The organism is Microbacterium sp. T2.11-28, assembly GCF_950097975.1.
Lineage (GTDB): Bacteria > Actinomycetota > Actinomycetes > Actinomycetales > Microbacteriaceae > Microbacterium.
The window spans coordinates 413,648-436,356 of sequence record NZ_CATNHF010000001.1 but is presented as its reverse complement, the minus strand read 5'-3'; the positions used below and the strand labels follow the sequence as shown (position 1 = coordinate 436,356).

At 71.3% G+C, this 22,709-nt stretch carries 26 protein-coding genes, 1 tRNA gene and 1 other RNA gene; 19 read left to right on the top strand and 9 right to left on the bottom strand.

What is annotated here, in order from left to right:
- Positions 1 to 25: 25 nt before the first annotated feature.
- On the bottom strand, positions 26 to 1,552 hold the full coding sequence (locus QQZ13_RS02180; RefSeq protein WP_284527482.1) for a recombinase family protein: 1,527 nt from the start codon (positions 1,550 to 1,552) through the stop codon (positions 26 to 28).
- Positions 1,553 to 1,564: 12 nt separating this feature from the next.
- Between QQZ13_RS02180 and QQZ13_RS02175 the strand changes: the two genes are divergently transcribed.
- The 4 genes from QQZ13_RS02175 to QQZ13_RS02160 are packed head-to-tail and all read left to right on the top strand — an operon-like array spanning position 1,565 to position 2,957.
- On the top strand, positions 1,565 to 1,687 hold the full coding sequence (locus QQZ13_RS02175) for a hypothetical protein (RefSeq protein ID WP_284528039.1): 123 nt from the start codon (positions 1,565 to 1,567) through the stop codon (positions 1,685 to 1,687).
- 7 nt (positions 1,688 to 1,694) lie between these two features.
- Positions 1,695 to 2,084 carry a TadE/TadG family type IV pilus assembly protein gene (locus QQZ13_RS02170; RefSeq protein WP_284527481.1) on the top strand — a complete coding sequence of 130 codons (390 nt, stop codon included), beginning with the start codon at positions 1,695 to 1,697 and terminating at the stop codon, positions 2,082 to 2,084.
- Positions 2,059 to 2,508: a TadE family protein gene (locus QQZ13_RS02165; RefSeq protein WP_284527480.1), complete on the top strand. Its 450-nt coding sequence runs from the start codon at positions 2,059 to 2,061 to the stop codon at positions 2,506 to 2,508. Before QQZ13_RS02170 ends, QQZ13_RS02165 begins: the two co-directional genes overlap by 26 nt.
- Entirely contained in the window at positions 2,505 to 2,957 is a 453-nt protein-coding gene (locus QQZ13_RS02160) for a pilus assembly protein TadG-related protein (protein ID WP_342395255.1), read from the top strand. The genes QQZ13_RS02165 and QQZ13_RS02160 overlap by 4 nt, the downstream gene beginning before the upstream one ends.
- 10 nt (positions 2,958 to 2,967) lie before the next feature.
- Here QQZ13_RS02160 and QQZ13_RS02155 read toward each other — a convergent pair whose 3' ends face one another.
- Entirely contained in the window at positions 2,968 to 4,215 is a 1,248-nt protein-coding gene (locus QQZ13_RS02155; protein WP_284528009.1) for an MFS transporter, read from the bottom strand.
- Between the two features lie 94 nt (positions 4,216 to 4,309).
- On the opposite strand from QQZ13_RS02155, the gene prfB reads away from it, so the two are divergent.
- The 8 genes from prfB to smpB all read left to right on the top strand — a co-directional run bounded on the left by prfB (position 4,310) and on the right by smpB (position 10,931).
- Positions 4,310 to 5,419: a peptide chain release factor 2 gene (gene prfB / locus QQZ13_RS02150; RefSeq protein WP_284527479.1), complete on the top strand. Its 1,110-nt coding sequence runs from the start codon at positions 4,310 to 4,312 to the stop codon at positions 5,417 to 5,419.
- Between the two features lie 116 nt (positions 5,420 to 5,535).
- Positions 5,536 to 6,360 (top strand): DUF4397 domain-containing protein, encoded by an 825-nt coding sequence (locus tag QQZ13_RS02145; RefSeq protein ID WP_284527478.1) that lies wholly within the window; start codon positions 5,536 to 5,538, stop codon positions 6,358 to 6,360.
- 20 nt (positions 6,361 to 6,380) lie between these two features.
- A complete protein-coding gene (locus QQZ13_RS02140; RefSeq protein WP_284527477.1) occupies positions 6,381 to 7,013 on the top strand; it encodes a class F sortase in 633 nt (210 codons plus the stop codon).
- A 5-nt stretch (positions 7,014 to 7,018) separates the two neighbouring features.
- Positions 7,019 to 7,603: an RNA polymerase sigma factor gene (locus QQZ13_RS02135; RefSeq protein ID WP_284527476.1), complete on the top strand. Its 585-nt coding sequence runs from the start codon at positions 7,019 to 7,021 to the stop codon at positions 7,601 to 7,603.
- Positions 7,590 to 8,375: an anti-sigma factor gene (locus QQZ13_RS02130; RefSeq protein WP_284527475.1), complete on the top strand. Its 786-nt coding sequence runs from the start codon at positions 7,590 to 7,592 to the stop codon at positions 8,373 to 8,375. Before QQZ13_RS02135 ends, QQZ13_RS02130 begins: the two co-directional genes overlap by 14 nt.
- Positions 8,376 to 8,432: 57 nt before the next feature.
- Positions 8,433 to 9,482: a cell division ATP-binding protein FtsE gene (gene ftsE / locus QQZ13_RS02125; RefSeq protein ID WP_284527474.1), complete on the top strand. Its 1,050-nt coding sequence runs from the start codon at positions 8,433 to 8,435 to the stop codon at positions 9,480 to 9,482.
- Positions 9,479 to 10,393 carry a permease-like cell division protein FtsX gene (gene ftsX, locus QQZ13_RS02120; protein WP_284527473.1) on the top strand — a complete coding sequence of 305 codons (915 nt, stop codon included), beginning with the start codon at positions 9,479 to 9,481 and terminating at the stop codon, positions 10,391 to 10,393. The genes ftsE and ftsX overlap by 4 nt, the downstream gene beginning before the upstream one ends.
- A gap of 61 nt (positions 10,394 to 10,454) precedes the next feature.
- On the top strand, positions 10,455 to 10,931 hold the full coding sequence (gene smpB, locus QQZ13_RS02115) for an SsrA-binding protein SmpB (RefSeq protein WP_284527472.1): 477 nt from the start codon (positions 10,455 to 10,457) through the stop codon (positions 10,929 to 10,931).
- A gap of 18 nt (positions 10,932 to 10,949) precedes the next feature.
- Here smpB and QQZ13_RS02110 read toward each other — a convergent pair whose 3' ends face one another.
- A complete protein-coding gene (locus QQZ13_RS02110) occupies positions 10,950 to 11,609 on the bottom strand; it encodes an SIMPL domain-containing protein (protein ID WP_284527471.1) in 660 nt (219 codons plus the stop codon).
- 140 nt (positions 11,610 to 11,749) lie between these two features.
- Between QQZ13_RS02110 and ssrA the strand changes: the two genes are divergently transcribed.
- Both ssrA and QQZ13_RS02100 read left to right on the top strand, forming a co-directional pair.
- Positions 11,750 to 12,123, top strand: a transfer-messenger RNA (tmRNA) gene (ssrA, locus tag QQZ13_RS02105).
- Between the two features lie 109 nt (positions 12,124 to 12,232).
- Positions 12,233 to 13,255: a hypothetical protein gene (locus tag QQZ13_RS02100; RefSeq protein ID WP_284527470.1), complete on the top strand. Its 1,023-nt coding sequence runs from the start codon at positions 12,233 to 12,235 to the stop codon at positions 13,253 to 13,255.
- Between the two features lie 25 nt (positions 13,256 to 13,280).
- Here the strand turns inward: QQZ13_RS02100 and QQZ13_RS02095 are convergent, their stop codons facing one another.
- The 3 genes from QQZ13_RS02095 to QQZ13_RS02085 all read right to left on the bottom strand — a co-directional run bounded on the left by QQZ13_RS02095 (position 13,281) and on the right by QQZ13_RS02085 (position 16,206).
- Entirely contained in the window at positions 13,281 to 14,609 is a 1,329-nt protein-coding gene (locus QQZ13_RS02095) for an NAD(P)/FAD-dependent oxidoreductase (protein WP_284527469.1), read from the bottom strand.
- Positions 14,610 to 14,755: 146 nt separating this feature from the next.
- On the bottom strand, positions 14,756 to 15,358 hold the full coding sequence (locus QQZ13_RS02090; RefSeq protein WP_284527468.1) for a hypothetical protein: 603 nt from the start codon (positions 15,356 to 15,358) through the stop codon (positions 14,756 to 14,758).
- A gap of 17 nt (positions 15,359 to 15,375) precedes the next feature.
- Positions 15,376 to 16,206 (bottom strand): inositol monophosphatase family protein, encoded by an 831-nt coding sequence (locus QQZ13_RS02085; RefSeq protein WP_284527467.1) that lies wholly within the window; start codon positions 16,204 to 16,206, stop codon positions 15,376 to 15,378.
- 95 nt (positions 16,207 to 16,301) lie between these two features.
- Here QQZ13_RS02085 and QQZ13_RS02080 point away from each other — a divergent pair.
- Positions 16,302 to 16,377: transfer RNA gene (locus QQZ13_RS02080), tRNA-Lys, on the top strand.
- 71 nt (positions 16,378 to 16,448) lie between these two features.
- On the opposite strand, the gene QQZ13_RS02075 is transcribed toward QQZ13_RS02080, so the two are convergent.
- Both QQZ13_RS02075 and QQZ13_RS02070 read right to left on the bottom strand, forming a co-directional pair.
- On the bottom strand, positions 16,449 to 17,678 hold the full coding sequence (locus QQZ13_RS02075; protein WP_284527466.1) for an MFS transporter: 1,230 nt from the start codon (positions 17,676 to 17,678) through the stop codon (positions 16,449 to 16,451).
- Positions 17,675 to 18,106, bottom strand: a complete 432-nt coding sequence (locus QQZ13_RS02070; RefSeq protein ID WP_284527465.1) for a MarR family winged helix-turn-helix transcriptional regulator — start codon at positions 18,104 to 18,106, stop codon at positions 17,675 to 17,677. Before QQZ13_RS02070 ends, QQZ13_RS02075 begins: the two co-directional genes overlap by 4 nt.
- Positions 18,107 to 18,206: 100 nt before the next feature.
- Here QQZ13_RS02070 and QQZ13_RS02065 point away from each other — a divergent pair, with 100 nt between their 5' ends.
- Positions 18,207 to 18,959: a 3-hydroxybutyrate dehydrogenase gene (locus QQZ13_RS02065; protein WP_284527464.1), complete on the top strand. Its 753-nt coding sequence runs from the start codon at positions 18,207 to 18,209 to the stop codon at positions 18,957 to 18,959.
- Between the two features lie 12 nt (positions 18,960 to 18,971).
- Here the strand turns inward: QQZ13_RS02065 and QQZ13_RS02060 are convergent, their stop codons facing one another.
- The gene (locus tag QQZ13_RS02060; protein ID WP_284527463.1) at positions 18,972 to 19,790 is read right to left on the bottom strand and encodes an IclR family transcriptional regulator; all 819 of its coding nucleotides are present in this window, start codon (positions 19,788 to 19,790) and stop codon (positions 18,972 to 18,974) included.
- Positions 19,791 to 19,891: 101 nt separating this feature from the next.
- Here QQZ13_RS02060 and QQZ13_RS02055 point away from each other — a divergent pair, with 101 nt between their 5' ends.
- The 3 genes from QQZ13_RS02055 to QQZ13_RS02045 are packed head-to-tail and all read left to right on the top strand — an operon-like array spanning position 19,892 to position 22,513.
- A complete protein-coding gene (locus QQZ13_RS02055) occupies positions 19,892 to 20,677 on the top strand; it encodes a CoA transferase subunit A (RefSeq protein ID WP_284527462.1) in 786 nt (261 codons plus the stop codon).
- A gap of 1 nt (position 20,678) precedes the next feature.
- Complete coding sequence (locus QQZ13_RS02050; protein ID WP_284527461.1) at positions 20,679 to 21,332, top strand: CoA transferase subunit B; 654 nt, start codon at positions 20,679 to 20,681, stop codon at positions 21,330 to 21,332.
- Positions 21,329 to 22,513 (top strand): acetyl-CoA C-acetyltransferase, encoded by a 1,185-nt coding sequence (locus QQZ13_RS02045; protein ID WP_284527460.1) that lies wholly within the window; start codon positions 21,329 to 21,331, stop codon positions 22,511 to 22,513. Before QQZ13_RS02050 ends, QQZ13_RS02045 begins: the two co-directional genes overlap by 4 nt.
- Positions 22,514 to 22,709: the final 196 nt, after the last annotated feature.

The following is a 22,709-nucleotide window of genomic DNA, read 5'->3' as shown; positions in this document are numbered from 1 at the left end:
AGATGGAGACGGCATCCGGGGGCGCTCAGGCGCTCAGGGGAGCCATGCGCACCCGCTCGATGCCACGCCCGCCGACCTTCACCACGGGACGATAACGCGCCCGAATCAGCGCGTGCTTCCGCTCGATGGGGACGCTGTTCCACACGGCCCAGAACTGGGCTTCCCACGCCTCGCGGTCTTCGGTACCGGTGAACCCCTCGGGGGACCGTCGCCATTCCTCCAGGAAGGCGGCGAGCGCGCCACCCTCAGCCGCTCGTGCAAGCAGTCCGTCGCGCTCTCGTTCCAGGGCGGCGCGCTCGACTTCGAGCTTGGCCAGGTCGCCGCGCGAGCGCCCGTGTATGGACTTCAGCTTGAAGTCGTTCAGCACTCCCGCGATGTGGTCGATGCCCTCGGAGTTCTCCCTCAGCCGCGCGCTGACGTCCGCGAGCGCCGCCGTCACGTCGTCGCCGGGCGTGTCGAGCTTGCCGCTGTACAGGTCCGCCCACAGCATCGCGATGATGAGGTCATCCACGATCTTCTGCACGATGGATGCGTGCCGACGCGACTTGTCATAGAGCGCCTGAGAGCACTTGTAATGCGTGTATGTGTAGCGCTTGCCCGCCGGGACGTTGCCCCGCTCCTTGGCCCGCTGGCTGTAGCTCATCGTGCCGTGCATCGGTGCTCCGCACTCGCACCGAATGATGCCGCCAAGCAAGGTCACAGCGCGCTCAGAGAGGGGCGTTCCGGCCTTGACGCGACCCTTCAGCGCCTCATGCTCTTCCGTCGTGATGATGGGCTTGATCTTGCTCTTGGGCATCACCGCGCCGTCGTGCACTAGTAGCCCCGCGTTGCGCTCACGAAGCAGTAGCTGACGAACCGTCGTCGCCGTCCAGATGCCACGGGCGGGGCGCTTCACGCCGTCACGCCCGACGCGCTCGCGCTTCATCCCGTCTGTCTGCACGCCCGCCGCGTTCCAGTCCTTCGCGATCCTCAGCAGGGAGCGCCGACCGCCGAGATAGTCGGCCACGGCCACGCGCACTAGATCGGCCTCAGAGGGTCGAAGCGTGATGCCGCCCGGCTCCCATCCGAAGGGGCGTGTTCCACCCTTGGGGACGCCCCTGATCGCGTCGGCGGCGATCTTCTCGCGCACCCTCAGCTTGGTGTTCGCGGACTCGGCGCGGGCTTGCTCCGAGACCATGATGATGAGCATTCGGTTTGAGGACTCGCGGCTATCGAGATTGTCCTTCAGGAAGACGATGCGCGATCCGGCGGCTTCCACCTGATCGAGCAGTAGACCCACCTGGCCAGCGCCGCGACGGGAGAGCCGGTCGAGCTTCCAGACGGCCAGCGTGCCGACCTCGCCGGTACTGACGGCGTGAACGGCTGACTCGAAGTTCTGTCGGTGGACGTCGGCCTTGAAGCCCGACTTGCCCGCGTCCTTCCAGACCTTCCGCACGGTGAGCTTCTCGCGCTTCGCCCATGCTCGAAGGTCGGCTTCCTGTCGCTCCAGAGAGTCTTTCCCCTCACGGTCAACGCTGAGCCTGAGGTAGAGATCTACGAGCTTCCGTGTCATAGGTGTCAGTCTATGCGGAGCTGGGTGCTCGTGACGCTCATGACGGCGGGGCTGGTCGTCGCGATCTGGGCTCTGGCGGGACCGGCGCTCGCGCAGCTGTTCGAGCAGGCGATCAGTCGCGTGTCGGGGTTCTGAACCACCGGTGCGCGGTCTGCTGAGAGACGACCGCGGTTCGAGCGCTGTCGAGTTCCTGCTCGTGAGCATCGTGCTCACAGCGCTGACGCTGGGTGTGCTTCAGCTCGCGGTGGCGGTCTATCTGCGAAACCTCACGCAGGATGCCGCGGTCGAGGGCGCGTACTTCGCCGCGCTGGCCGACGTCCAGACCGCCGAAGGAGCCGCACGTGCACGCGCGATCCTCGAGCGTGCCGTCGGCGACGGATTCGTCGACTCTGCGACGGCACGCCTGGTGGGCCGAGGGGGCACCGCTGTCGTGGAGGTCCGCGTCACCACCCGCCTTCCGATCATCGGACTCTTCGGGATACCCGAGGGATGGGAGGTGACGGCACGTGCACCGCTCGAGAGTCTGGAGTGACGAAGACGGATCCGCAGCCATCGAGTTCCTCCTCGTCGGGCTGGTGCTCCTGGTCCCGCTCGTCTACCTGGTGATTGCCCTCGGACAGATCCAGAGCGGGGCGATGGCGGCTGACAGCGCGTCACGGCATTTGGCGCGCGCCATCGCGACGGCGAACGACGATGCGGAGGCAGAGGGACGCATCGACGACATCCTCGGGAGCCTCATCACCCAGAACGGCTGGGAGGCGGAGTCGGTCGACATGGATGTGCGCTGTGAACCCGTGACGCCGTGTCCTGCGGCGGGCGCTCTCATCCGCGTGACGGTGACGGTCGACGTCCCGCTCCCGCTCGTGCCCGCCGTCCTCGACCTCGAGGATCGCGCGAGGGTGACCGTGGAGGCCACCGGAGTGCAGCGGGTGTCACGCGGATGGGGCGGGCAGTGAACGTCCCGTCCGCGCAGTCGAGACCGGCGGAGCCGAGGTCGGCGGGGGCCACCGACGACAGCGGCACGGCGATGCTTCTCACCATCGGCTTCGCGGTCCTCGCGCTGGCGCTCATCCTCGTCTGCGCCGACGCCACAAGCCTCTATCTCGCGCACAAGCGCGCAGACGCCGCGGCCGATGCGGCGGCGCTGGCGGGAGCGGACGGATTCGAGGTCGAAGTGGTAGACGGCACCGCCGCCGCTCGGCTGACCGACGCGGAGGTGCGACGTCAGGCCGCCGCACTGCTCAACGAGTTCGGGGGAGTGGAGCTCGTCTCGGCGTCCGCGCCGGACGGCACCTCCGCGCGCGTGACGGTGAGGCTGCGATGGCGCCCGCCGGTGTTGAGCCTCTTCGTGCCCGACGGCGTCACCATCGATGCGACCGCCACGACGCGCACCGCGCTCGGCTGACCGCCGCTGCTCACCGACGTGGCACGAACCGCGGCACCCACCGTGCGAACGCGGCGGCGCCCAGCAGTCCGACCGCGCCCATCAGCCCCGTCGCGATCGACAGCGAGAAGGCGGCGGCGACGGCCGACACCATCAGCGGGGCGATGGCCCCACCGGCATCCGTCAGCGTTCGCCACGAGCCGAGGAAGGCGGCCGGGTCGGACTGGGGGGCGGCGTCGGCGCCGAGCGTCAGCAGGATGCCGCTCGACAGGCCGTTGCCGACACCGAGCACCGCGGCGAAGAGGGCGAACCACATGGCCGCCTGATCGCCGTCGTGCGTGAACGACAGCGCGACGAATCCGAGCCCCATGAGGAGCATGGCGGGAAGAGCCGCCCACAGGCGCCCGAACCGGTCCATCACCTGCCCGCTCGCATAGAACAGGGCGAAATCAATGGCCCCCGACACGCCGACGACGAGGGCGATGGTCTGTGCGTCGAGCCCGATCGACACACCCCACAGCGGCAGCACGACCTGTCGGGCCGAGCGCACGGCCGACAGCGACGCGGCGGCGACGCCGAGGCGCGCCAGCACCCCGCGGTGGCGCCACATCGTGCGGATGACGCCGGTGCCGGGATCGCGACGCGTGGGAACGGCGCCGGTGACGGCCTCGCCGGTGTCCTCCACGTCGTCGCCGGAGCCATTGCGGCCGCGGCGGCCGGCGGCGCGCGTCGTGGCGACCGCCGCCTCGACCTCGGGATCGGGACCCAGGAGCACGAGCAGCACGGCGGCGACGAGACACAACCCGAAGAACCAGATCGTGGCGTGCGGATCCCCGAACAGTCCGATGAGCGCGGCGGCGACGAACGGACCGACGAACATGCCGAGTCGGAACGTGCCGCCCAGCAGTGACAGCGACCGCGCGCGGAAGGCGAGAGGCACTCGCGTCGTCATGAACGAGTGCCGCGCCAGCCCGAAGGCCGCGGCGCTCAGCCCGATGACGAAGACGGAGGCCGCGAGCACGCCGAGGCTCGGCGCCCAGACGAGTCCGGCGGTGCCGGCGAGGGCGACCCCGCCGCCGATCGCCATGGTGACGCGCTCGCCGATCCGGGCGACCGCCCAGCCGGCGGGCAGGTTGCCGCAGAGCTGCCCGACGACGAGCGCGGCCGCCACGAGCGCGGCGGTCGGGACGTCGGCGCCGAGGGCGGAGGCCAGCACGGGCAGGAGCGGGATGACGGCGCCCTCGCCGAGGGCGAAGAGGACCGTCGGTCCGTAGATCATGGGGGCGAGCCGCCACAGGATCCGCCCGATCGGCTCCTCGGCGGGCGCGGAGGAGGCATCCGGGGTCACCCTTCCACGTTAGTCTGGGGGTGCCATGCTCGAACTCGATCTGTCCGCCGACATCCAGGCCCTCCGCTCCACCTTCGCCGACATCCAGGCGGTGGTCGACGTCGACGGCCTCCGCACGGAGATCGAGCGACTCTCCGACGAGGCCGGCGCCCCCGACCTGTGGGACGACCCCGAGAAGGCGCAGAAGGTGACGAGCGCGCTCAGCCACCGTCAGTCGGAGCTCAAGCGCGTGAACGACATCGGGCAGCGGCTCGACGACCTCGAGGTGCTCATCGAGCTCGCCAACGAGATGGAGGACGAGGACTCCGCCGCCGAGGCGCGCACCGAGCTCGCCAACCTCCAGGATGCCATCGGGCAGCTCGAGGTGCAGACCCTCCTCGACGGCGAGTACGACGCGCGCTCCGCCGTCGTCACGATCCGCTCCGGCGCCGGCGGCGACGACGCCACCGACTTCGCCGACATGCTCCTGCGCATGTACCTGCGCTGGGCCGAGCGCCACAAGTACCCCGTGAAGGTCATGGACACGTCCTACGCGGAGGGCGCCGGCATCAAGTCGGCCACCTTCGAGGTCGACGCCCCCTACGCCTACGGCACGCTGTCGGTCGAGGCCGGCACGCACCGTCTCGCCCGCATCAGCCCGTTCGGCTCGGCCGACAAGCGGCAGACGAGCTTCGCCGCCGTCGAGGTCATCCCCGTCATGGAGGAGGCCCAGGAGGTGGAGGTCCCCGAAGGCGACATCCGCGTCGACGTCTTCCGCTCCTCGGGGCCCGGCGGCCAGTCGGTCAACACCACCGACTCGGCGGTCCGCATCACGCACATCCCGACGGGGATCGTCGTCTCGATGCAGAACGAGAAGAGCCAGATCCAGAACCGCGCCGCCGCGATGCGGGTGCTCCAGACGCGCCTCATGCTTCTGCAGAAGGAAGAGGAGGCCGCCAAGAAGAAGGAGCTGGCCGGTGTGATCACCGCCAGCTGGGGCGACCAGATGCGCTCGTACTTCCTCTACGGCCAGCAGCTCGTCAAGGACCTCCGCACCGGCTACGAGGTCGGCAACCCCGCCTCGGTCTTCGACGGCGACCTCGACGGCCTCATCGCGGCCGGCATCCGCTGGCGCAAGCGCAAAGACGACGACTGAGTCGCGCTGCCGGACCACCCCGGAAAAGTTCTCCCCACCGCTGCATCCGCCTGCGCGCATTCGTGCGAATACCTCCATGACGGCGCGATACGCGCGCCGCACGGAAGGAGAACGACATGCGATCCAGGATCTTGGTCGGCCTCGCCATCGCGGGGCTCGCGGCGGTCACCGTCGCGGGACCGGCGAACGCCGCGACCTCTGAAGACGCCACCCTGTCGGTGCTGCACGGCATCCCCGACACCCCCGTCGACGTCTATGTCAACGGGGATCTCACTCTCGACGACTTCCAGCCCGGGGACCTCGCCGGACCGCTCGAGCTCCCGGCCGGCGACTACGACGTCGCCCTGACGGCCACGGACGCCGCCGACGACTCCGACCCGGTGCTGGGACCGGTCAGCCTCACGCTCGAGGGCGGTATGTCGTACACGGCGGCCGCGCACCTCACCGACGCGGGCGAGCCCACGGCGACGCTCTTCACGAACGACACCTCCGAGACCGCCGCCGGCGAGGGACGACTGACCGTCCGTCACGTGGCGGCCGCCCCCGCCGTCGACATCCTGGCGGGTGGCGACGCCGTCGTCGAGGGGCTGGAGAACCCCGACGAGGCGACGCTCGACCTCGCCGCCGGCACCGTGTCGGCCGCGGTCGCGCTGGCGGGAACGACCGACCCGGTGCTCGGACCGACAGACGTGGAGATCGCCGACGGCACGCTCACCATCGTGTACGCGTGGGGCAGCGCCGAGGACGAGAACCTCGCCCTCGCCGTGCAGACCGTCGAGGGCCTGCACTCCGACCCTGACGGCGTGAACACCGGCTCGGCCGGTCTCGCTGCGGAGGACCGCGGATCGTGGGCGCCGATCGGCGTGGTGGCCGGCGGCCTCCTGCTCCTCGGTCTCGCCTCGGTCCTCGTCGTCCGTCGCGTCGCCGCGCAGCGCAGCTGATGATGCGGCGCGGCACATCCGTGGCGGCCGCCGTCTGGGCCGTCGTGACCGCGTCGCTGCTGACCGCGTGCTCCCCCTCGGCTCCCGGAGACGGGATGGCCGAGGGGGAGCGCGCCACGCCCCCCGCCACCGCGGCGCCGGCCCCGACGGCCGTGGTCGACGTGCCGGTGACGAAGGCGACGCCGCCCCCGGTGGCGGCTCCCGATCCGGAGCCCGTGCGGATCGCTATCCCCGCGATCGACGCGACTCTCCCGGTGGACCCCGTGGGGGTGCAGCGCGACGGCTCGATGGAGATCCCGGAGAACCCGGCGGTGGCGGGCTGGTACCGCTACGGCCCGGTTCCCGGAGCGCCGGAGGGGTCGGCGGTGGTCGCGGCGCACGTGGACTCGCGCGTGCGGGGTATCGGTCCGCTCGCGCGGTTGCGCGAGCTCGAAGCGGGCGACGAGATCACGGTGCGCGACGCCGAGGGCGAGACCTCGCGGTTCGTGGTGGCCACCGTGGACTACATCCCGCGGGCGAAGCTCCCCGTCGACGAGTTCTTCGCGCGGACCGGCGAGCCGGCGCTCGTCATCATCACGTGCGGCGGGTCGTTCGACGAGGCCACGAGGTCGTACAGTGACAATGTGGTCGCGGTCGCCCACCCGGCGGGGTGAGTCCGATGACCATCGCGATCCCGCAGCTCGGAGAGGAGTGCGTCATCGACGACGCGGAGGAGAGGCACCTCGATCTGGCGTTCGCGCAGGCGGACGAGGCGGTGCTCAAGGCGGTCTACGACCGTTGGTCGCGACTGGTGTACACGATCGCGCTGCGGTCGTTGGGCGATGTGAGCGAGGCGGAGGACGTCACGCAGTGGACCTTCGTGTCGGCGTGGCGATCCCGGGCCGGCTTCGATCCGTCCAAGGCGTCGCTGGCCACGTGGCTGGTCGCGATCGCCCGTCGCCGCATCGCCGACGCGCACCGGGCCCGTGCCAAGGAGCACCGGGTCATCGACGCGCTGAAGGGCAGCGTCGAGCCTGCGGTGCAGGAGGCCGCCGATCCCACCGAGGCGGTGATGGTCGCCCACGAGATCGACAGACTGGAGCCGGACGCCCAGGTCGTCATCCGGCTCGCCTTCTACGACGACCTGACCCACACCCAAATCGCCGAGAGACTCGGGATGCCACTGGGTACCGTGAAGAGTCACCTGAGACGAAGTCTGCAGCGCATGAGAACGAGATTGGAGGGCAGCCATGTCGCACACTGACCCCGACGACCTGGCCATGGTCGCCCTCGGCGAGCTCGCGCTCGACGCCGCGCAGGCCGAGCACCTGCGTGACTGCAGCGTGTGCCGCGACGAGCTCGCCGCGCTGGAGCGCACGGTGCAGACGGCGCGGCGCGCTCCCGTCTCGGAGCTGGTGTCTCCCGCCCCGCGGGTGTGGAACGCCATCGCGGCGGAGATCCGCGACGACGCCGCGCCGGACTCGGCCCCCGCGCCGGACTCCGCTCCGTCGCCCGATTCGGTGCCGGCTTCCCCTGCCGCGCAGAACCCGTCGATCGGGGGCTCCTCGCCGCGTCGCGCCCACCGCGTCGCGCGCGGCCGGCGCCGGGGGCGCCTGCGCCCCGCCCTGCTCGTCTCGGGGCTGGTGGGCGCCGCCGCCGTCGTGCTGATCGTCGCCCTCCTCGTCGTGCCGCGGCCCGTCGATGTGGCCACCGCCGTGCTCGACGCGTTCCCCGCGCACCCAGGAGCCTCGGGATCGGCGGCGCTCGAGCGCGAGCCGACCGGAGCCGAGCGGGTCGTGGTCGAGCTCGACGCCGACGTCCCCGCCGACGGCCACCGTGAGGTGTGGCTGCTGACCGAGGACGGCAGCGACCTCGTGAGCCTCGGCGTGCTCGACGGCCGGAGCGGCACGTTCGAGATCCCCGCCGACGTGGACACCGCGGTGTTCCGCGTCGTCGACATCTCCCAGGAGCCCGACGACGGCGACGAGGCGCACTCCGGCGACTCGATCGTGCGCGGCGTGCTCGAGCCTTCCTGACGCGTTGCGGGTGTCGCGTCCGGCATCCGCAACGGCCGCGCTTAGGCTCGACGGGTCATGATCCGGTTCGAGAACGTCACCAAGCGCTACCGCGGGACGAGCAAGCCGGCGCTGCACGACGTCGGCTTCGAGGTGCAGCGCGGAGAATTCGTGTTCCTCGTCGGCGCCTCCGGCTCCGGCAAGTCGTCGTGCCTGCGCCTGATCCTGCGGGAGGACAGCCCGAGCGACGGCCGCGTGGTCGTGCTCGGCCGCGACCTGCGGACCCTGTCCACGCGCAAGGTGCCGTACTTCCGGCGCCACATCGGGTCGGTCTTCCAGGACTTCCGGCTGCTGCCGGGGAAGACCGTGTTCCAGAACGTCGCCTTCACACTGCAGGTCATCGGCTCGTCGCGCGCGTTCATCCAGCAGGCGGTCCCCGAGGTGCTGGCGCTCGTCGGCCTCGAGGGCAAGGACAAGCGGCTGCCGCATGAGCTCTCCGGCGGTGAGCAGCAGCGCGTGGCCATCGCCCGCGCGCTCGTCAACCGCCCGCAGATCCTCCTAGCCGACGAGCCGACCGGAAACCTCGACCCCGCGACCTCGGTCGACATCATGCAGCTGCTCAGCCGCATCAATGCCGGCGGTACGACGGTGGTGATGGCCACCCACGAGGCCGGATTCGTGAACGAGATGCAGCGGCGCGTGATCGAGCTGCGCGGCGGCGTGCTGGTGCGCGACGACCACCACGGCGGTTACGGCGACACCTCCGCGATCCCGAGTCTCGCGCCGCAGGAGGAGAGAGGCGCGGCGGCCACGGCGGCGCTCACGGCGGTGCTCCAGCTGCAGCGGGAGATCGCCGCCCAGCCCGCATCGGCGGCGGCAGCGGCTGCTGCGGCGGCGGCCTCCGCGGCGGCCGCGGCGGTGGCGGCGTCTCCTGCCGCCGATCAGGCGCCGGTGACGCCCGAGGTGACGACACCACCCGCCCCGGCGGAGCCGGAGCCCTCGACCCGGCCCATCCAGATCGCCGCGCCCGCGGTCGACCTGCAGGAGCTCGGACTGGGTGGGCTCGGCGCCGCCGACCGCCTGGGCCTGGCCGACGAGGACGACGACGAAGTGGGGCCGACCTCGTGAGAATCGGCCTGATCCTGGGCGAGGCGCTCCTGGGGCTCCGTCGCAACGCGTCGATGGTGATCTCGGTCATCCTCGTCACCTTCGTCTCGCTCACCTTCGTCGGCGCCGCGATGCTCATGCAGATGCAGATCGCCAAGATGCACGACTTCTGGGTCGATCGCGCGCAGGTGGCGGTGTTCCTGTGCAGCTCCATCTCGTCGGGACCGAACTGCACCGACGGGGTGGCCAGCGACGATCAGATCCTCGCCGTGCAGGAGAAGCTCGACAGTCCCGCGCTGCAGTCGGTGGTCAGCGACTACGACTTCGAGTCGCGGGAAGAGGCGTACCAGGCGGTGCTCGACCTCTACGGCGAGGACTACGCCGAGTTCGTGACCGAGGATCAGATGAACGAGGCCTTCCGGATCAACCTCGTCGACCCGACGCGCGCGGACGTGATCGAAGAGGCGTTCCGCAGCATGGCGGGCGTCGACGGCGTGCAGAACCAGATGCAGTACCTGGATCCGCTGTTCTCCGCGCTCACCGTCGCCACCTACATCGCGGTCGGCATCGCCGTGCTGATGCTCATCGCCGCCGTGCTCCTCATCGCCACCACGATCCGCCTCTCGGCCTTCGCGCGGCGACGGGAGCTCGGGATCATGCGACTCGTGGGCGCATCGAACCGGTTCATCCAGACCCCCTTCATCCTCGAGGGCATGTTCGCGGCGCTCATCGGATCGGTACTGGCGAGCATCGCCATCGTCGCCGGCATCCAGTTCGGCGTGAACGGCTACCTGCGGGACCGTGTGGACTTCATCACCTCCTGGGTGGGCATGCGGGACGCCGCGGTCGTGATCCCGGCGCTCATCGTCATCGGGCTGGTCCTGGCGGCGGCGTCGGCCGGGTTCGCGATCCGACGGTGGCTCCGCGCCTGAGGTAGGCTGGACGGCTGCCGTCCCCACGACCTGTCCGGACGGCGAACCACGAGGAGTCATCATGCCCAGGGAACGCGGGGAGAAGGTCATCGCGACCAACCGTCGCGCGCACCACGAGTACGCCATCGAGAAGACGTACGAGGCGGGCCTGGTGCTGACGGGCACCGAGGTGAAGTCGCTGCGTCAGGGACGGGCGAACCTCAGCGACGGCTACGCGTACATCGACGGCGGTCAGGCCTACCTCGACGCCGTGAACATCCCCGAGTACTCGCAGGGACACTGGACGAACCATTCGGCCAAGCGCACCCGGAAGCTGCTCCTCCACAAGGACGAGATCATCAAGCTCTCGCACGCGGTCAGTGCCGGCGGCTACACGCTGGTGCCGCTCAAGCTCTACTTCAGCGACGGTCGTGCCAAGGTCGAGATCGCGGTCGCGAAGGGAAAGCGCGAGTACGAGAAGCGCCAGACGATCCGCGAGCGCGAGGACAAGCGCGAAGCCGAGCGGGCGATGCGCACGCGCAACCGACTCGGCGACTGACGCCTGCGGCCACGACGGTCAGGCCGCGCGGAAGCGCGCCTCGACCGCGGCGGAGACCACGATGTCGTCGGGCTGGAAGTCCACCGCCGGAGCTCCCGCGGAGTCCATCGCCGCCTTCGCGAACATCCTCGGCGACGGCGCGCCCTCCTGCCCGCCGGTGAGCAGCCCCAGGTCGGCGATCTCCAGCGGCGTCACCGCCGTCAGCCCGAGGGCGCCCGCGTAGGCCGTGGCGCGGTCGACGGCCACCGCGACCGCCGCCGTGGCCACGTCGCGCTCCACGCGGGACCGGGTCTCGGGGGAGAGCAGCCACTCGACGGCGCCGACCTGCAGGCCGTCGCGCTCGGCGAGCCCGTTCAGCCAGTCCGAGAGCACCATGAAGTCGGTGAAGGTGGCGGTCAGCTCGACCGAGGCGTGGTGGACGAGGGCGAGCTGGCGGCCTTCGTTGTTCCAGGGCCGTTCCGACCAGACCGAGACGCGCTGGCTGGACCAGTCCGTCAGCGCCCCGGCGGCTTTGCGGGCCGCGAGGTCGTCGCGGACGGGAGTCGCCAGCGCGGCGATCCGCTCCACCACGGCACCCCGCTCGGGACCGTCGGCGGTGACGGAGACGTGCGCGACCGCGCGCTCGGGGGCGACGCGCGCCTCGTTCTCGCCGCGGACGGTGATGATGACTTCGCTCATGCCGCGACTCTACGTGGAATGGTGGGAGGTGGGCATGTGTTGTAAGCTGTAATGCTCGGGTGCACGCATCCGGGAACTCGATTCCCGTGAGGGATGACAACTCCACAGTGTGACAGTGGCCTCTGCCTCAACGGCGCCTCGGGGATGATCGGTTTCGACATCGCCTGCGTTGCTGCGGGAAGCGGGCCGAGGATGCAGGGTTATCTCGTTAACGATCTCTGCGAAACAATAACTGCCGAAAAGAAGCAGTCCGACTTCGCCCTCGCTGCCTGAGCAGCGAGCCCGAGTCCGTCAGTGCGTGACTGATCCCGTCACGTTCCCTGGCGTCATCTAAGGGATCTTGCTGCGCGACGGCGTCCGGACGTCGCGTGGGACTTCTCCCGGACTGGGCTCGTCAACTCGGGTGTCTGTGACCAAGGGTTGGGGCCGAGCAGAACGACTTACACAGACTGCGCCCGGAGAAGACGCCGCTTTTCAGCGATGGACGGGGGTTCGATTCCCCCCATCTCCACGATGCCGCTGTCACACGAAGAAGGGCCCGAGAGCCGCGTCGCCACGCGGATCCCGGGCCCTTCGTCGTGACGGCCGTCGTCCGGCCCGAAGGCGGGGTGTACGGTGCGGGCATGGAGCCGATCCGGGTAGGACTGGTGGCCGATCCCGCATCGCCCACCGACGTGGCGCGCCGCATGACGGACCTCACCCCGTCCGCGGAGGCGACCGCCGAGGTGTGGGAGGTCGAGTTCGTGAGCGAGCCCTTCACGCTGGGCTCCGAGGATGTCGACATCGCCTTGGCGCGGCTGCGGGCGCGGGCCCTGGCCCATCAGTGGGACCTCGTGATCGGTGTGACGGAGCTCCCGCTCCGCGACGACGACGGGCGCTACCTCGTCGCGGCGCTCGACACGCGACGCAAAGCCGCCGTGCTGTCGCTGCCCGCTCTGGGAGGCCTCCGCGTCCGCTCCCGCGCACGTCGCACGGTGCGCGGACTCGTCACCGACATGGCGGGGTCCTCGCCGCCGCACGAGGAGCGGGTGACGCTCCCGGGTCTGAGCGGGCGGGGTCGGGTTCTCCTGGGCATGGTGCTCGCGAACCGGCCGTGGCTCCTCGCCGCGGGGCTCAAGTCGGCCCTCGTCGCCGCGCTGGCCACCGGCGCGGTCGCGACCATCGAGCCGACGGTGTGGCTGCTGGCGGCATCCCTGTCGGGCTGGCGTCTGGGCGCCGCCTCGATCGCCTCGATCGCCATCGTCATCGCGTGGATCATCATCGACGGCGAGCTGTGGGACCGCCCCGAGGACGGGTCCGCCGCCGCTCGCGAGAGATCGCGCCTGTACAACACCTCGACGCTGCTCACCCTGACGGTCGGCAGTTCCGCATCGATCGTCGTCACGAGCACCGCCAGCATGCAGCTGACCCGCACCCTCTCGCCGTTCGCGCGTCGCCTGACCGGGCGCCATGCCCGGCTGCTGGACGCCGAGACGCGGCGGATCTGCGCCGCCTCGGGCACGCCGATGATCGCCCTCGACGCGGCGAACGATCTCACCGCCCGGACCTACGCGCGATGGGGCCGGCGGATCGGCACCCAAGTGGTGGCGTGCCTGCGAGACCGGGAGAGGGAGCGGGCGGCGAGACGGCGCAAACCCGAGATGTAGTCCGCCCGGCGGGCGCCGCGCGGGGTCAGTCCCTCAGCCAGGCCCGCTCGATGGCGATGTCGCGCTGCAGGATCCGCGAGGCGGCGCGGTGACCCGACATCATCGCCGCGGTGACCGTGGCGGGGTCCTCGGTCCAGGTCGCCTCGCCGGCGAGATGGAGGACGCCGCCGACGGGCATGGCGAGCGCATCGTGGTCGTCCGTCGTGGAACCGACCGTCATGTAGGCGTAGGAGCCGTGGCTGAACGGGTCGTCCTGCCAGTCGGTCACGGTCACGTGCGTCGGCTGCTCGACCCGCTCGCCGTACAGGCGGTGCAGCTGGGCCAGGACCGCGTCGACGATCTCCCGGTCGGTCCAGTCGCGGGTCTGCACGGCGGCGGGACCGGCGGCGAAGGTGAGGAGTGTGGGGACGCCGTGCAGCGGGGTCAGGTCGTACCAGGAGTGCCACCACCGGCTCTCCGGTCCCTGCTGCCGGATCGCGTAGACGCCCTCGTCCCAGAACCGGGTGGGGAAGCGCAGGAAGACCTTCTCGAAGGCGTTCATCCGCAGACGCGACAGCGGCGCGGCCACCTCGGGAGGAAGCGGAGGCTCGATCTCGAAGGCGCCGGACTGCAGCACGCCCACGGGGACGGTGACGACCGCCGTGTCGGCGGTGAACGCCTCGTCGCCCACGTGCACGGTCACGCCGTCGGCCGACCAGGCCACCCGCGTGACGAGGTGCCCGAGCCGTACGTCGAGACCCCGGGCGAGTCCCTCCGGGAGTCGGGCGTACCCCTCCGGGAAGACGACCTCGTCCCCGTCGATCGCGTCGTCGTCGAGGCCGTGGGCGGCCAGGTCCTCGATCCAGGCGCCGTACTGCTCCTCGCTGCGGTGCTCGAGGTACTCCCGCACGCGCTGGGCGCGGTCGGGTTCCCACTCCTGCGCCGCGAGGGCGCGCTCCGTGACGTCGCGGTACGAGGCGTCGGCAGCCGACGCCGCGATGATCTCGACCAGCGCGGCGTCGACCGCGTGGATGTCGTCGATGTGCTGCTGCGCGTCGGCATCCGACAGCCGGCGCCCGTCGGGCCCGTAGTAGGCGATCGGCCGGCTGTCGGGCTGGTAGCCGCCGACGGTGAACTCGACCATCCGCATGCCGAAGGCCGAAGCGGCGGCGGCGACGGGGCTGTCGGTGATGCCGTGGATCCAGGACGCGCCGCGGTCGGTGACGACGCCGCCGTCGTCATCGCTCCAGACGCGTCCTCCGACGCGATCGCGTGCCTCCAGGACCACGACGCGGCGCCCCGCGTCGGTGAGGAGTCCGGCGGCGGTGAGTCCGGCGACGCCCGCTCCGACCACGATCGTGTCGACGTGTGCCATCGGTGCCCTCCGCGCTCGGCTCCTCGCGTCCTCCGACGCTTCCGCCCCGACGCTTCCGCCCCGACTCTACTTCGGAGGCCGCCGCGCGACCATCACCGCCCGGCATCGCTGCCCGGCCGGGCAGAGGACCGCGGGAGACGAGCCGGCTATGCGCCGGGGCGCTCGATCAGGATGAGTCCCTGCTTGGTGTCGGACACCATGACCCAGCCGTCCCCGAACAGGTACGTCATGCCGTAGCCGTCCTCGTCGACGGCGATCGCCTGTGCCGGGTCCTCGGTGACGTACAGCCCCTCGGATCCGTCCTCGGCGATCCACCCCTCCGCCTCCAGCGAGGTCTGCACGGTGGCGGCCTCCTCCGCGGTGATGGGGGACCAGCCGAACAGCAGCAGGTCGTCGCCGGTCGTGTTGTCGAAGTCGCCCCACGTGCACGCCGTCCCGTCGGCGAGCTCGGTGTCGCCGATGACGAACGGGTCCTTCCTCGCGGTCCACCCCTGGTCGGTGAGCTCGGTGACCAGATCGGGGCCGATGAGGTTCTCGCACGTCACGGTCGCGGGGTCGACCGCGTTCCCCGTCTCCTCCGGGCCGGGGGAGGCGCTCGGGTCGACGGGTGCGACGGTCTCCGTCGTGCCTCCGTCGCCCGGCATCGTCGGCGCGGGCGCCGGGGACGGCGCGCACGCGGAGGCCGCGACCGCGATGCCCGCGGCCAGGAGCACGGTCAGGGCGAGGCGAGAGGGGACGCGAGCGATCATGCGGCGGGGGCTCCGGTTCAGCGAGCAGCGTGGATGAGGGAGAGGAACTCGTCGTGCAGGACGCCGTTCGTGGCCAGTGACGACCGCGTCGAGATGGTGTCGACGCCGTCGATGTCGGTGAACCGGCCGCCGGCCTCGGTCACGATGGGAACGAGCGCGGCGATGTCGTACTCCTTGACGTCGAACTCCGCGACGAACTCCAGCCGTCCCTCCGCGAGCAGCATGTACGGCCAGGCGTCTCCGTACCCGCGGTCGCGCCAGACCGCACGACTCACCCGCAGGAGTGCGTCTATGCGCCCCGCGCCCTCCCACTGGCCGATGCTCTGGAAGCTGATGCTCGCGGCGCCCACGTCGGAGACCGTCGACACGCGCAGGCGGCGAGGCGCACCGGACGCGCTGTTCGTCCACGCGCCCATGCCGGCTGCCGCCCACCAGCGCCGTCCGATCGCGGGCTGGCTGGCGACGCCCACCCGCGGCACACCGTCGATCGCGAGGGCGATCAGCGTCGTCCACAGGGGGATGCCCTTGAGGTAGTTGGCGGTGCCGTCGATCGGGTCGATCACCCACCGGCGGTCGCTGGCTCCTCCGGTGCCGAACTCCTCGCCCAGGATGCTGTCCTCGGGGCGCTCTTCGGCGAGGATCGTGCGGATCGCTCTCTCGGTGGCGAGGTCCGCCTCCGTCACGTGGGTCGCGTCGGCCTTCGTGCGGACCTCGAGGTCGGATGCGTCGAACCGCGCCATGGCCACCGCGTCCGCCGCGTCGGCCAGCCGCAGCGCCAGCGCGAGATCGCCCGAGAGATCCCCGTCGAACGGCGCGTTCCAGGAGGGCGTGGCGGCGGGGGTGGTCACGTGCTCCAGGATACGCGGGGTGGTCGCCTCGATTGGCGGGAGACGGCATCGGGATGATAACGTTGACCCTCGGTTCGCCTCGCAGCGAACAGCCTGCACCTCTAGCTCAATCGGCAGAGCAACTGACTCTTAATCAGTGGGTTCTGGGTTCGAGTCCCAGGGGGTGCACCACAGAAGGCCCCGGTCACTCTCGCCAGTGACCGGGGCCTTCTGCTCGTGGCGCTCACACCGCGCGCACGTCGTCAGCTCGCATCCCCGACGAGGACCGCCGCGGCCTCATCGCCGGCATCCGCCTCACGCGCGTCGATGCGGGAGAGCGCCCTCCGGCCGAGGGCGAGGACGGCGGCCGACACCAGCACCGAGGCCGCGGCGAAGACGAACGGCACGGCGGCGCCGAACGCGTGCCACAGCAGCGCCGCGACGGGCGGTGCTGCCGCGCCGCCGAGGAAGCGCACGGCCGAGTACGCGGAGCTCGCGACGGAGCGCGGCAGGTCTGTCGCCTCCATCACCGACTCCGTGAGGATCGTGTTCATGAGGCCGAGCAGCAGCCCGCCCACGACGATGCAGACGACCAGGCCGGCGGGCTCCTCGACCATCAGCGCGGCGGCCAGGAGATCGGCGGCGAGCAGGGGCAGGACGATGAGCATGGCGGTCGTCCGTGCGAGCCGGCGCAGCAGGAGCGGGGCGATCCACACGCTGGTGATCGCGAGCGCGACGCCCCACCCGAAGAAGGTCAGCCCGATGCCCATCGCACCGAAGCCGAGCGGGAACGGCGAGAACGCCAGCAGCACGAAGAAGCCGATGTTGTAGAAGAGGGCGGCAGCGGCCAGCACGGCCAGCGAGGGCACGCGCAGGGCGCGCAGCGGCGCCGCGAGGGGGATCGGCGTGCGAGTCCGGTCCGGGCTGCGCAGGAGCACCAGCACCGCGACGAAGGCGATCGCCATGAGGGCCACGACGCCGAAGAAGGGCCCGCGCCAGCTGATCTCGCCGAGGAAGCCGCCGAGCAGCGGCCCGATCGCGATGCCGAGCCCGAGGGCCGCCTCGTACAGCACGATCGCCGCCGCGCTCCCGCCCGAGGCCGCGCCGACGATCGTGGCCAGCGCGGTCGAGATGAACAGCGCGTTGCCGAGGCCCCATCCCGCGCGGAAGCCGATGACGGCGTCGACCGAGCCCGAGAGGGCGCACAGGAGCGCGAACACGACGATGAGGCCGAGACCGGCCAGCATGGTCGCCTTTGCGCCGATGCGGCTCGAGACCCAGCTCGTCACGAGCATGGCGAGGCCCGTGACGACCAGATAGCTCGTGAAGAGGAGCTCGGTCTCGACCGGACTCGCCGCCAGCGACTCGGCGATGGCGGGGAGGATCGGATCGACCAGCCCGATGCCCATGAACGCCACCACGCTGGCGAACGCGACCGCCCACACCTGGGCGGGCTGGCGCCAGACGCTGCTCGTGGCACGCGCCCCCGTCATCGTGCCGGCTCCACCGGCGCGGCGACCGCGGCCAGGATGTCGGCCGCGCGCCGGAGCGCGGCGAGGTCGTCGTCGTCCAGATGGGCGAAGCGCGGGGCGAGCGTGTCGGCGAGCAGGGTCAGCCACTCCTCGAGCGCGACGGCCCCCGCGGCGGTCAGCGACAGGATGCTCGCGCGCGAGTCGGTGGGATCCGCGGATCGGGAGATCAGCCCGGCATCGACCATCTGGGCGGTGAGGCGCGTCATGCCCGGCTGCGTGACGCGACTGAGGGTCGCGAGATCGCCCAGCCGCTGCGGGCCGTGATCGCGCAGGAGGGCGAGCGTGCGCCACTGCGCCGACGGCGCCTCGCTCCGTGTCTCCAGCGAAGCGATGCGCGTGAGGGCGTGGGCGCCCATGAGCAGCCGGATCAGGTCATCGGAGTAATGCATACCAAAAGTATATACCGTGCGTATGCAATGGGATTGACGCGGTGCGCCGGACCGCGGACGATGGGCATCGACCGTGGGGGTGGAGAGAGGGAGGGCCTGGATGGCAGAGGCGGAGTTCGCGGGACAGCATGCGCTGGTCACGGGGGGTGCCAGTGGCATCGGCCTGGCCTGCGCGCGGGAGTTCGCCGCACGCGGCGCACGGGTGACGATCGCCGACGTCCACGAGCCGACGACCCGCGCGGCGGCGGACGAGATCGGCGGTGAGGCATGGATCGTCGACCTCTCGGCGACCAGCCGCCTCGACGACCTCTCCCTCGACGTCGACATCCTCGTGAACAACGCCGGGGTGCAGACCGTCGCCCCCATCCACGAGTTCGATCCCGAGCGGTGGCGGTTCATGCACCGGCTCATGGTCGAGGCCCCGTTCCTCCTCATCCGGGCCGCCCTCCCCGGGATGTACGCGCGGGGGCGTGGGCGCATCATCAACATCTCCAGCGCCCACGGGCTGCGCGCGAGCCCCTTCAAGTCGGCCTACGTGGCGGCCAAGCACGCGCTGGAGGGCCTGTCGAAGACGACCGCGCTCGAGGGCGGCCCCCACGGGGTGACCAGCAACTGCATCAACCCTGCCTACGTGCGCACGCCGCTGGTCGAGAAGCAGATCGCGGATCAGGCGGCCGTGCACGGGATCGCGCCGGGCGAGGTCGTGGAGCGGATCATGCTGACCGAATCGTCGATCAAGCGTCTCATCGAACCGGGCGAGGTGGCCTCGCTCGCCGCGTGGCTGGCGTCGGACGGCGCCGGCATGGTGACGGGGGCGAGCTACACGATGGACGGCGGGTGGACCGCGCGCTAGGGGCGCGCGGACTCAGCGCGCGCTGGCAGCGATGCGCGTGGTCAGCTGGTGCGCATGGGCCAGCAGCGTCCGCCCGAGCTCCGCTTGCCGCTCGGGTCCGAACCGGAACTCGACACCGGTGAGGCTCAGCGCCCACTGCGGGTGACCCGCCCGCGTGAACACGGCGGCACCCAGCCCGTAGCTTCCCTCCACGATGAGGCCCGGATTGACCGCATAGCCCGTGCTGTGCGTCTCGCGCAGCCGCGCGCGCAGCCGCTGCTCCCCGTGGGCGGCGCCCCAGCGGGACGCGAGATCGGGATGCCGCTCGAAGTAGGCGTCCACATCGTGGGAGGGCAGGAACGCGAGGATCGCCAGCCCGGCGCTCGCGACGCCCAGGGGGAAGCGCACGCCCTCGGACAGCACGAACGAGCGGATCGGGAAGCTGCCCTCCTCGCGGATGAGGCAGACGGTCTCGTCTCCCCGGCGCACCGAGAGGAACGCGCTCTCCTCGGTGCGGACGGCGAGCGAGCGCACGATGTCGCGCGCGATCGCGGTGATGTCGTACCGCGTCGCCGCGACGGTCCCCATGAGGTAGAGCTCGGGTCCCGGCAGCCAGCGCCCGGTGACCTCGTCCTGGTCGAGGAGGCCCTCGCGTCCGAGCGCGGCCAGCAGCCGGTGCGCCGTCGGGCGGGTGAGCTCCGCGCGCCGGGCCAGATCGGCGACGGTGGCGCCGTCGTCGCCCGCCTGTGTCACCAGACGCAGCAGGACGGCGGCCCGGGCGACCGACTGCGTGCCCGGCACGGTCGGGCCGGCGGCGCGCGAACCGGAGGTCTCCGTGTCGATGCCGTCCATGATGTGGACAATACGTCGACGCGCATCCACATGGCAAACAACAGGGTGCGCGGACGCGCCCGGGGACCGACGATGGAGGGAGCGCGGACGAAGGAGTGCACGTGATCGACAAGACCTGGCCCACGGCGGCGGAGGCGGTCGCCGACATCCCCGACGGCGCGTCGATCGCGGTCGGCGGCTTCGGGCTGTCCGGCAACCCCATGGTGCTGATCGAGGCGCTGCACCGGCAGGGCACCCGCGACCTGCGCATCGTCAGCAACAACTGCGGCGTGGACGACTGGGGGCTCGGCATCCTGCTGGCCGACCGGCGCATCGCGCGGATGACGTCGTCGTACGTCGGGGAGAACCGCGAGTTCGAACGGCAGTTCCTCTCCGGCGAGCTCGAGCTGGAGCTCACCCCGCAGGGCACCCTGGCGGAGAAGCTGCGCGCCGGGGGCTCGGGGATCGCCGGGTTCTACACGCAGACGGGCATCGGCACGCAGGTGGCCGAGGGCGGCCTGCCCCGCCGGTACGACGGCGCCGGCGGTGTCGCGGTGGCGTCCCCGCCGAAGGACGTGCGCGCCTTCGAGCAGGACGGCGAGGTGCGCGACTACGTCCTCGAGGAGGCGATCGTCACGGACTTCGCGCTCGTCCACGCCGCCGCCGGCGACACGCACGGCAATCTCGTCTTCCGCCGCGCCGCGCGCAACTTCAATCCGCTCGCCGCCATGGCCGGACGCATCTGCGTCGCGCAGGTCGAGGAGCTCCTGCCCGCGGGGGCGATCGACCCGGATCGCGTGCACCTGCCCGGGGTCTACGTGCACCGCATCGTCGCCGTGGGCACGGGGATCGAGAAGCGCATCGAACGTCGCACCGTCCGCGAGCCGCGGCCGGGAGAGGGGGCCTGACATGGCGCGCACCCGGGAGGAGATGGCGGCCCGTGCCGCTCGCGAGCTCGCCGACGGATCTTCGGTGAACCTCGGGATCGGTCTGCCCACGCTCGTGCCGAACCACGTGCCCGAGGGGGTGACGGTCGTCCTCCAGTCCGAGAACGGCATCCTGGGAGTGGGTCCCTATCCGGCCGAGTCCGAGGTCGATCCCGATCTCATCAACGCGGGGAAGGAGACGGTGACGGTGCGCCCGGGCGCGTCCTTCTTCGACTCGGCGCTCAGCTTCGGGATGATCCGGGGCGGCAAGATCGATGCCGCGATCCTCGGGGCGATGCAGGTGTCGGCCGGGGGAGACCTCGCCAACTGGATGATCCCGGGCAAGATGGTGAAGGGCCCGGGCGGGGCGATGGACCTCGTCCACGGCGCCGCACGGGTGATCGTGCTGATGGAGCACGTCGCCCGTGACGGATCGCCCAAGATCGTCGAGGCCTGCACGCTGCCGCTGACCGGGCGGGGTGTGGTCGACCGCATCATCACAGACCTCGCCGTCATCGACGTCACCGACGACGGACTCGTGCTCGTCGAGACAGCGCCCGGCGTGAGCGTCGCCGACGTCGTCTCCGCCACCGACCCACCGCTCATCGTCCGCATCGAGGAGGAGAACGACTCATGAGCAGAGACGATGTCGTCATCGTCGCCGCCGCGCGCACGCCGCAGGGCCGACTCAAGGGGCAGCTCGCCTCGTTCACCGCGCCCCAGCTCGGCGGGTTCGCGATCGCGGGCGCCCTCGACCGCGGGAGCATCCCGGCCGGCGCAGTGGACGCGGTCGTGCTCGGCCAGGTGCTGCCGGCGGGGTCGGGACAGAACCCCGCGCGTCAGGCCGCCCTCGCGGCGGGCATCGGGTGGGACGTTCCCGCCTCCGCCGTGAACAAGGTGTGCCTGTCCGGGCTGACGGCGATCATCGACGCGGCCAGGATGGTCGCGCTGGGCGACGCCGCGGTGGTGGTCGCCGGCGGCATGGAGTCGATGACCCGGGCGCCGCACCTGCTCATGGGATCGCGCGACGGCTGGACGTACGGCTCGGTCGAGGTGCTCGACCACATGGCGTTCGACGGTCTGACCGACGCCTACGACCACGAGAGCATGGGCGCGTCGACCGAGCGGCTCAATCCGCGCTTCGAGGTGACGCGCGAGGCGCAGGACGCCGTGGCCGTGCGATCGCACCAGCGCGCGGCGGCGGCGCAGGCCGAGGGACGGTTCCGTGCCGAACTCGTGCCGGTGGTCGTCCCGCAGCGACGGGGCGACCCGCTCACCGTGTCCGCCGACGAGGGAGTCCGGCCGGGGACGACGATGGCCGCGCTGGCCGCGCTCCGACCGGCGTTCAGCGCCGACGGGACCATCACCGCGGGCAACTCGTCGCAGATCTCCGACGGCGCAGCCGCCGTCGTCATCACGCATCGCGCTCACGCCGATGAGAACGGCTGGCCGGTGCTGGCCGTGATCGGGGCGTCGGGACAGGTGGCGGGACCGGACAACTCGCTGCACGCGCAGCCGGCGCGTGCGATCGAGCGGGCCCTGCACAAGCAGGGCATCGGAGTGGCGGACCTCGACCTCGTCGAGATCAACGAGGCCTTCGGCGCCGTCGTCGCCCGCTCCCAGGCCGAGCTGGGCCTGTCGGACGACGTGGTCAATCCCGACGGCGGCGGTATCGCCCTGGGGCACCCGATCGGCGCGAGCGGGTGCCGGCTGGTCGTGCACGCGGTGCACGAGCTCGTCCGGCGCGGGTCGGGCACGGCGGCGGTCGGTCTGTGCGGCGGCGGCGGTCAGGGCGAGGCGCTCATCCTCGTCCGCTGACGCGGCGCGCCCTCGCGGCGCGCGGTCGCGTTACCCTGGTCCCACGCGCAGTCGCGCCTTCGTGGACGAGAGGAATCCAGATCGTGTGCTCACCGGTACGGTGCCAGAACTGCGGTAAGACGACGTGGCAGGGCTGCGGACTGCACGTCGACGAGGCTCTCGCGGGCGTCGCCGCCGCCGACCGCTGCACCTGCGC

What these genes read in the sequence shown, in the direction of transcription:
- QQZ13_RS02180 (WP_284527482.1), bottom strand. Translation starts at nt 1,552, where the DNA reads ATGACACGGAAGCTCGTAGATCTCTACCTCAGGCTCAGCGTTGACCGT.
- QQZ13_RS02175 (WP_284528039.1), top strand. Translation starts at nt 1,565, where the DNA reads ATGCGGAGCTGGGTGCTCGTGACGCTCATGACGGCGGGGCTGGTCGTC.
- QQZ13_RS02155 (WP_284528009.1), bottom strand. Translation starts at nt 4,215, where the DNA reads ATGATCTACGGACCGACGGTCCTCTTCGCCCTCGGCGAGGGCGCCGTC.
- prfB (WP_284527479.1), top strand. Translation starts at nt 4,310, where the DNA reads ATGCTCGAACTCGATCTGTCCGCCGACATCCAGGCCCTCCGCTCCACC.
- QQZ13_RS02145 (WP_284527478.1), top strand. Translation starts at nt 5,536, where the DNA reads ATGCGATCCAGGATCTTGGTCGGCCTCGCCATCGCGGGGCTCGCGGCG.
- QQZ13_RS02135 (WP_284527476.1), top strand. Translation starts at nt 7,019, where the DNA reads ATGACCATCGCGATCCCGCAGCTCGGAGAGGAGTGCGTCATCGACGAC.
- QQZ13_RS02130 (WP_284527475.1), top strand. Translation starts at nt 7,590, where the DNA reads ATGTCGCACACTGACCCCGACGACCTGGCCATGGTCGCCCTCGGCGAG.
- ftsE (WP_284527474.1), top strand. Translation starts at nt 8,433, where the DNA reads ATGATCCGGTTCGAGAACGTCACCAAGCGCTACCGCGGGACGAGCAAG.
- smpB (WP_284527472.1), top strand. Translation starts at nt 10,455, where the DNA reads ATGCCCAGGGAACGCGGGGAGAAGGTCATCGCGACCAACCGTCGCGCG.
- QQZ13_RS02110 (WP_284527471.1), bottom strand. Translation starts at nt 11,609, where the DNA reads ATGAGCGAAGTCATCATCACCGTCCGCGGCGAGAACGAGGCGCGCGTC.
- QQZ13_RS02100 (WP_284527470.1), top strand. Translation starts at nt 12,233, where the DNA reads ATGGAGCCGATCCGGGTAGGACTGGTGGCCGATCCCGCATCGCCCACC.
- QQZ13_RS02095 (WP_284527469.1), bottom strand. Translation starts at nt 14,609, where the DNA reads ATGGCACACGTCGACACGATCGTGGTCGGAGCGGGCGTCGCCGGACTC.
- QQZ13_RS02090 (WP_284527468.1), bottom strand. Translation starts at nt 15,358, where the DNA reads ATGATCGCTCGCGTCCCCTCTCGCCTCGCCCTGACCGTGCTCCTGGCC.
- QQZ13_RS02075 (WP_284527466.1), bottom strand. Translation starts at nt 17,678, where the DNA reads ATGACGGGGGCGCGTGCCACGAGCAGCGTCTGGCGCCAGCCCGCCCAG.
- QQZ13_RS02070 (WP_284527465.1), bottom strand. Translation starts at nt 18,106, where the DNA reads ATGCATTACTCCGATGACCTGATCCGGCTGCTCATGGGCGCCCACGCC.
- QQZ13_RS02065 (WP_284527464.1), top strand. Translation starts at nt 18,207, where the DNA reads ATGGCAGAGGCGGAGTTCGCGGGACAGCATGCGCTGGTCACGGGGGGT.
- QQZ13_RS02060 (WP_284527463.1), bottom strand. Translation starts at nt 19,790, where the DNA reads ATGGACGGCATCGACACGGAGACCTCCGGTTCGCGCGCCGCCGGCCCG.
- QQZ13_RS02050 (WP_284527461.1), top strand. Translation starts at nt 20,679, where the DNA reads ATGGCGCGCACCCGGGAGGAGATGGCGGCCCGTGCCGCTCGCGAGCTC.
- QQZ13_RS02045 (WP_284527460.1), top strand. Translation starts at nt 21,329, where the DNA reads ATGAGCAGAGACGATGTCGTCATCGTCGCCGCCGCGCGCACGCCGCAG.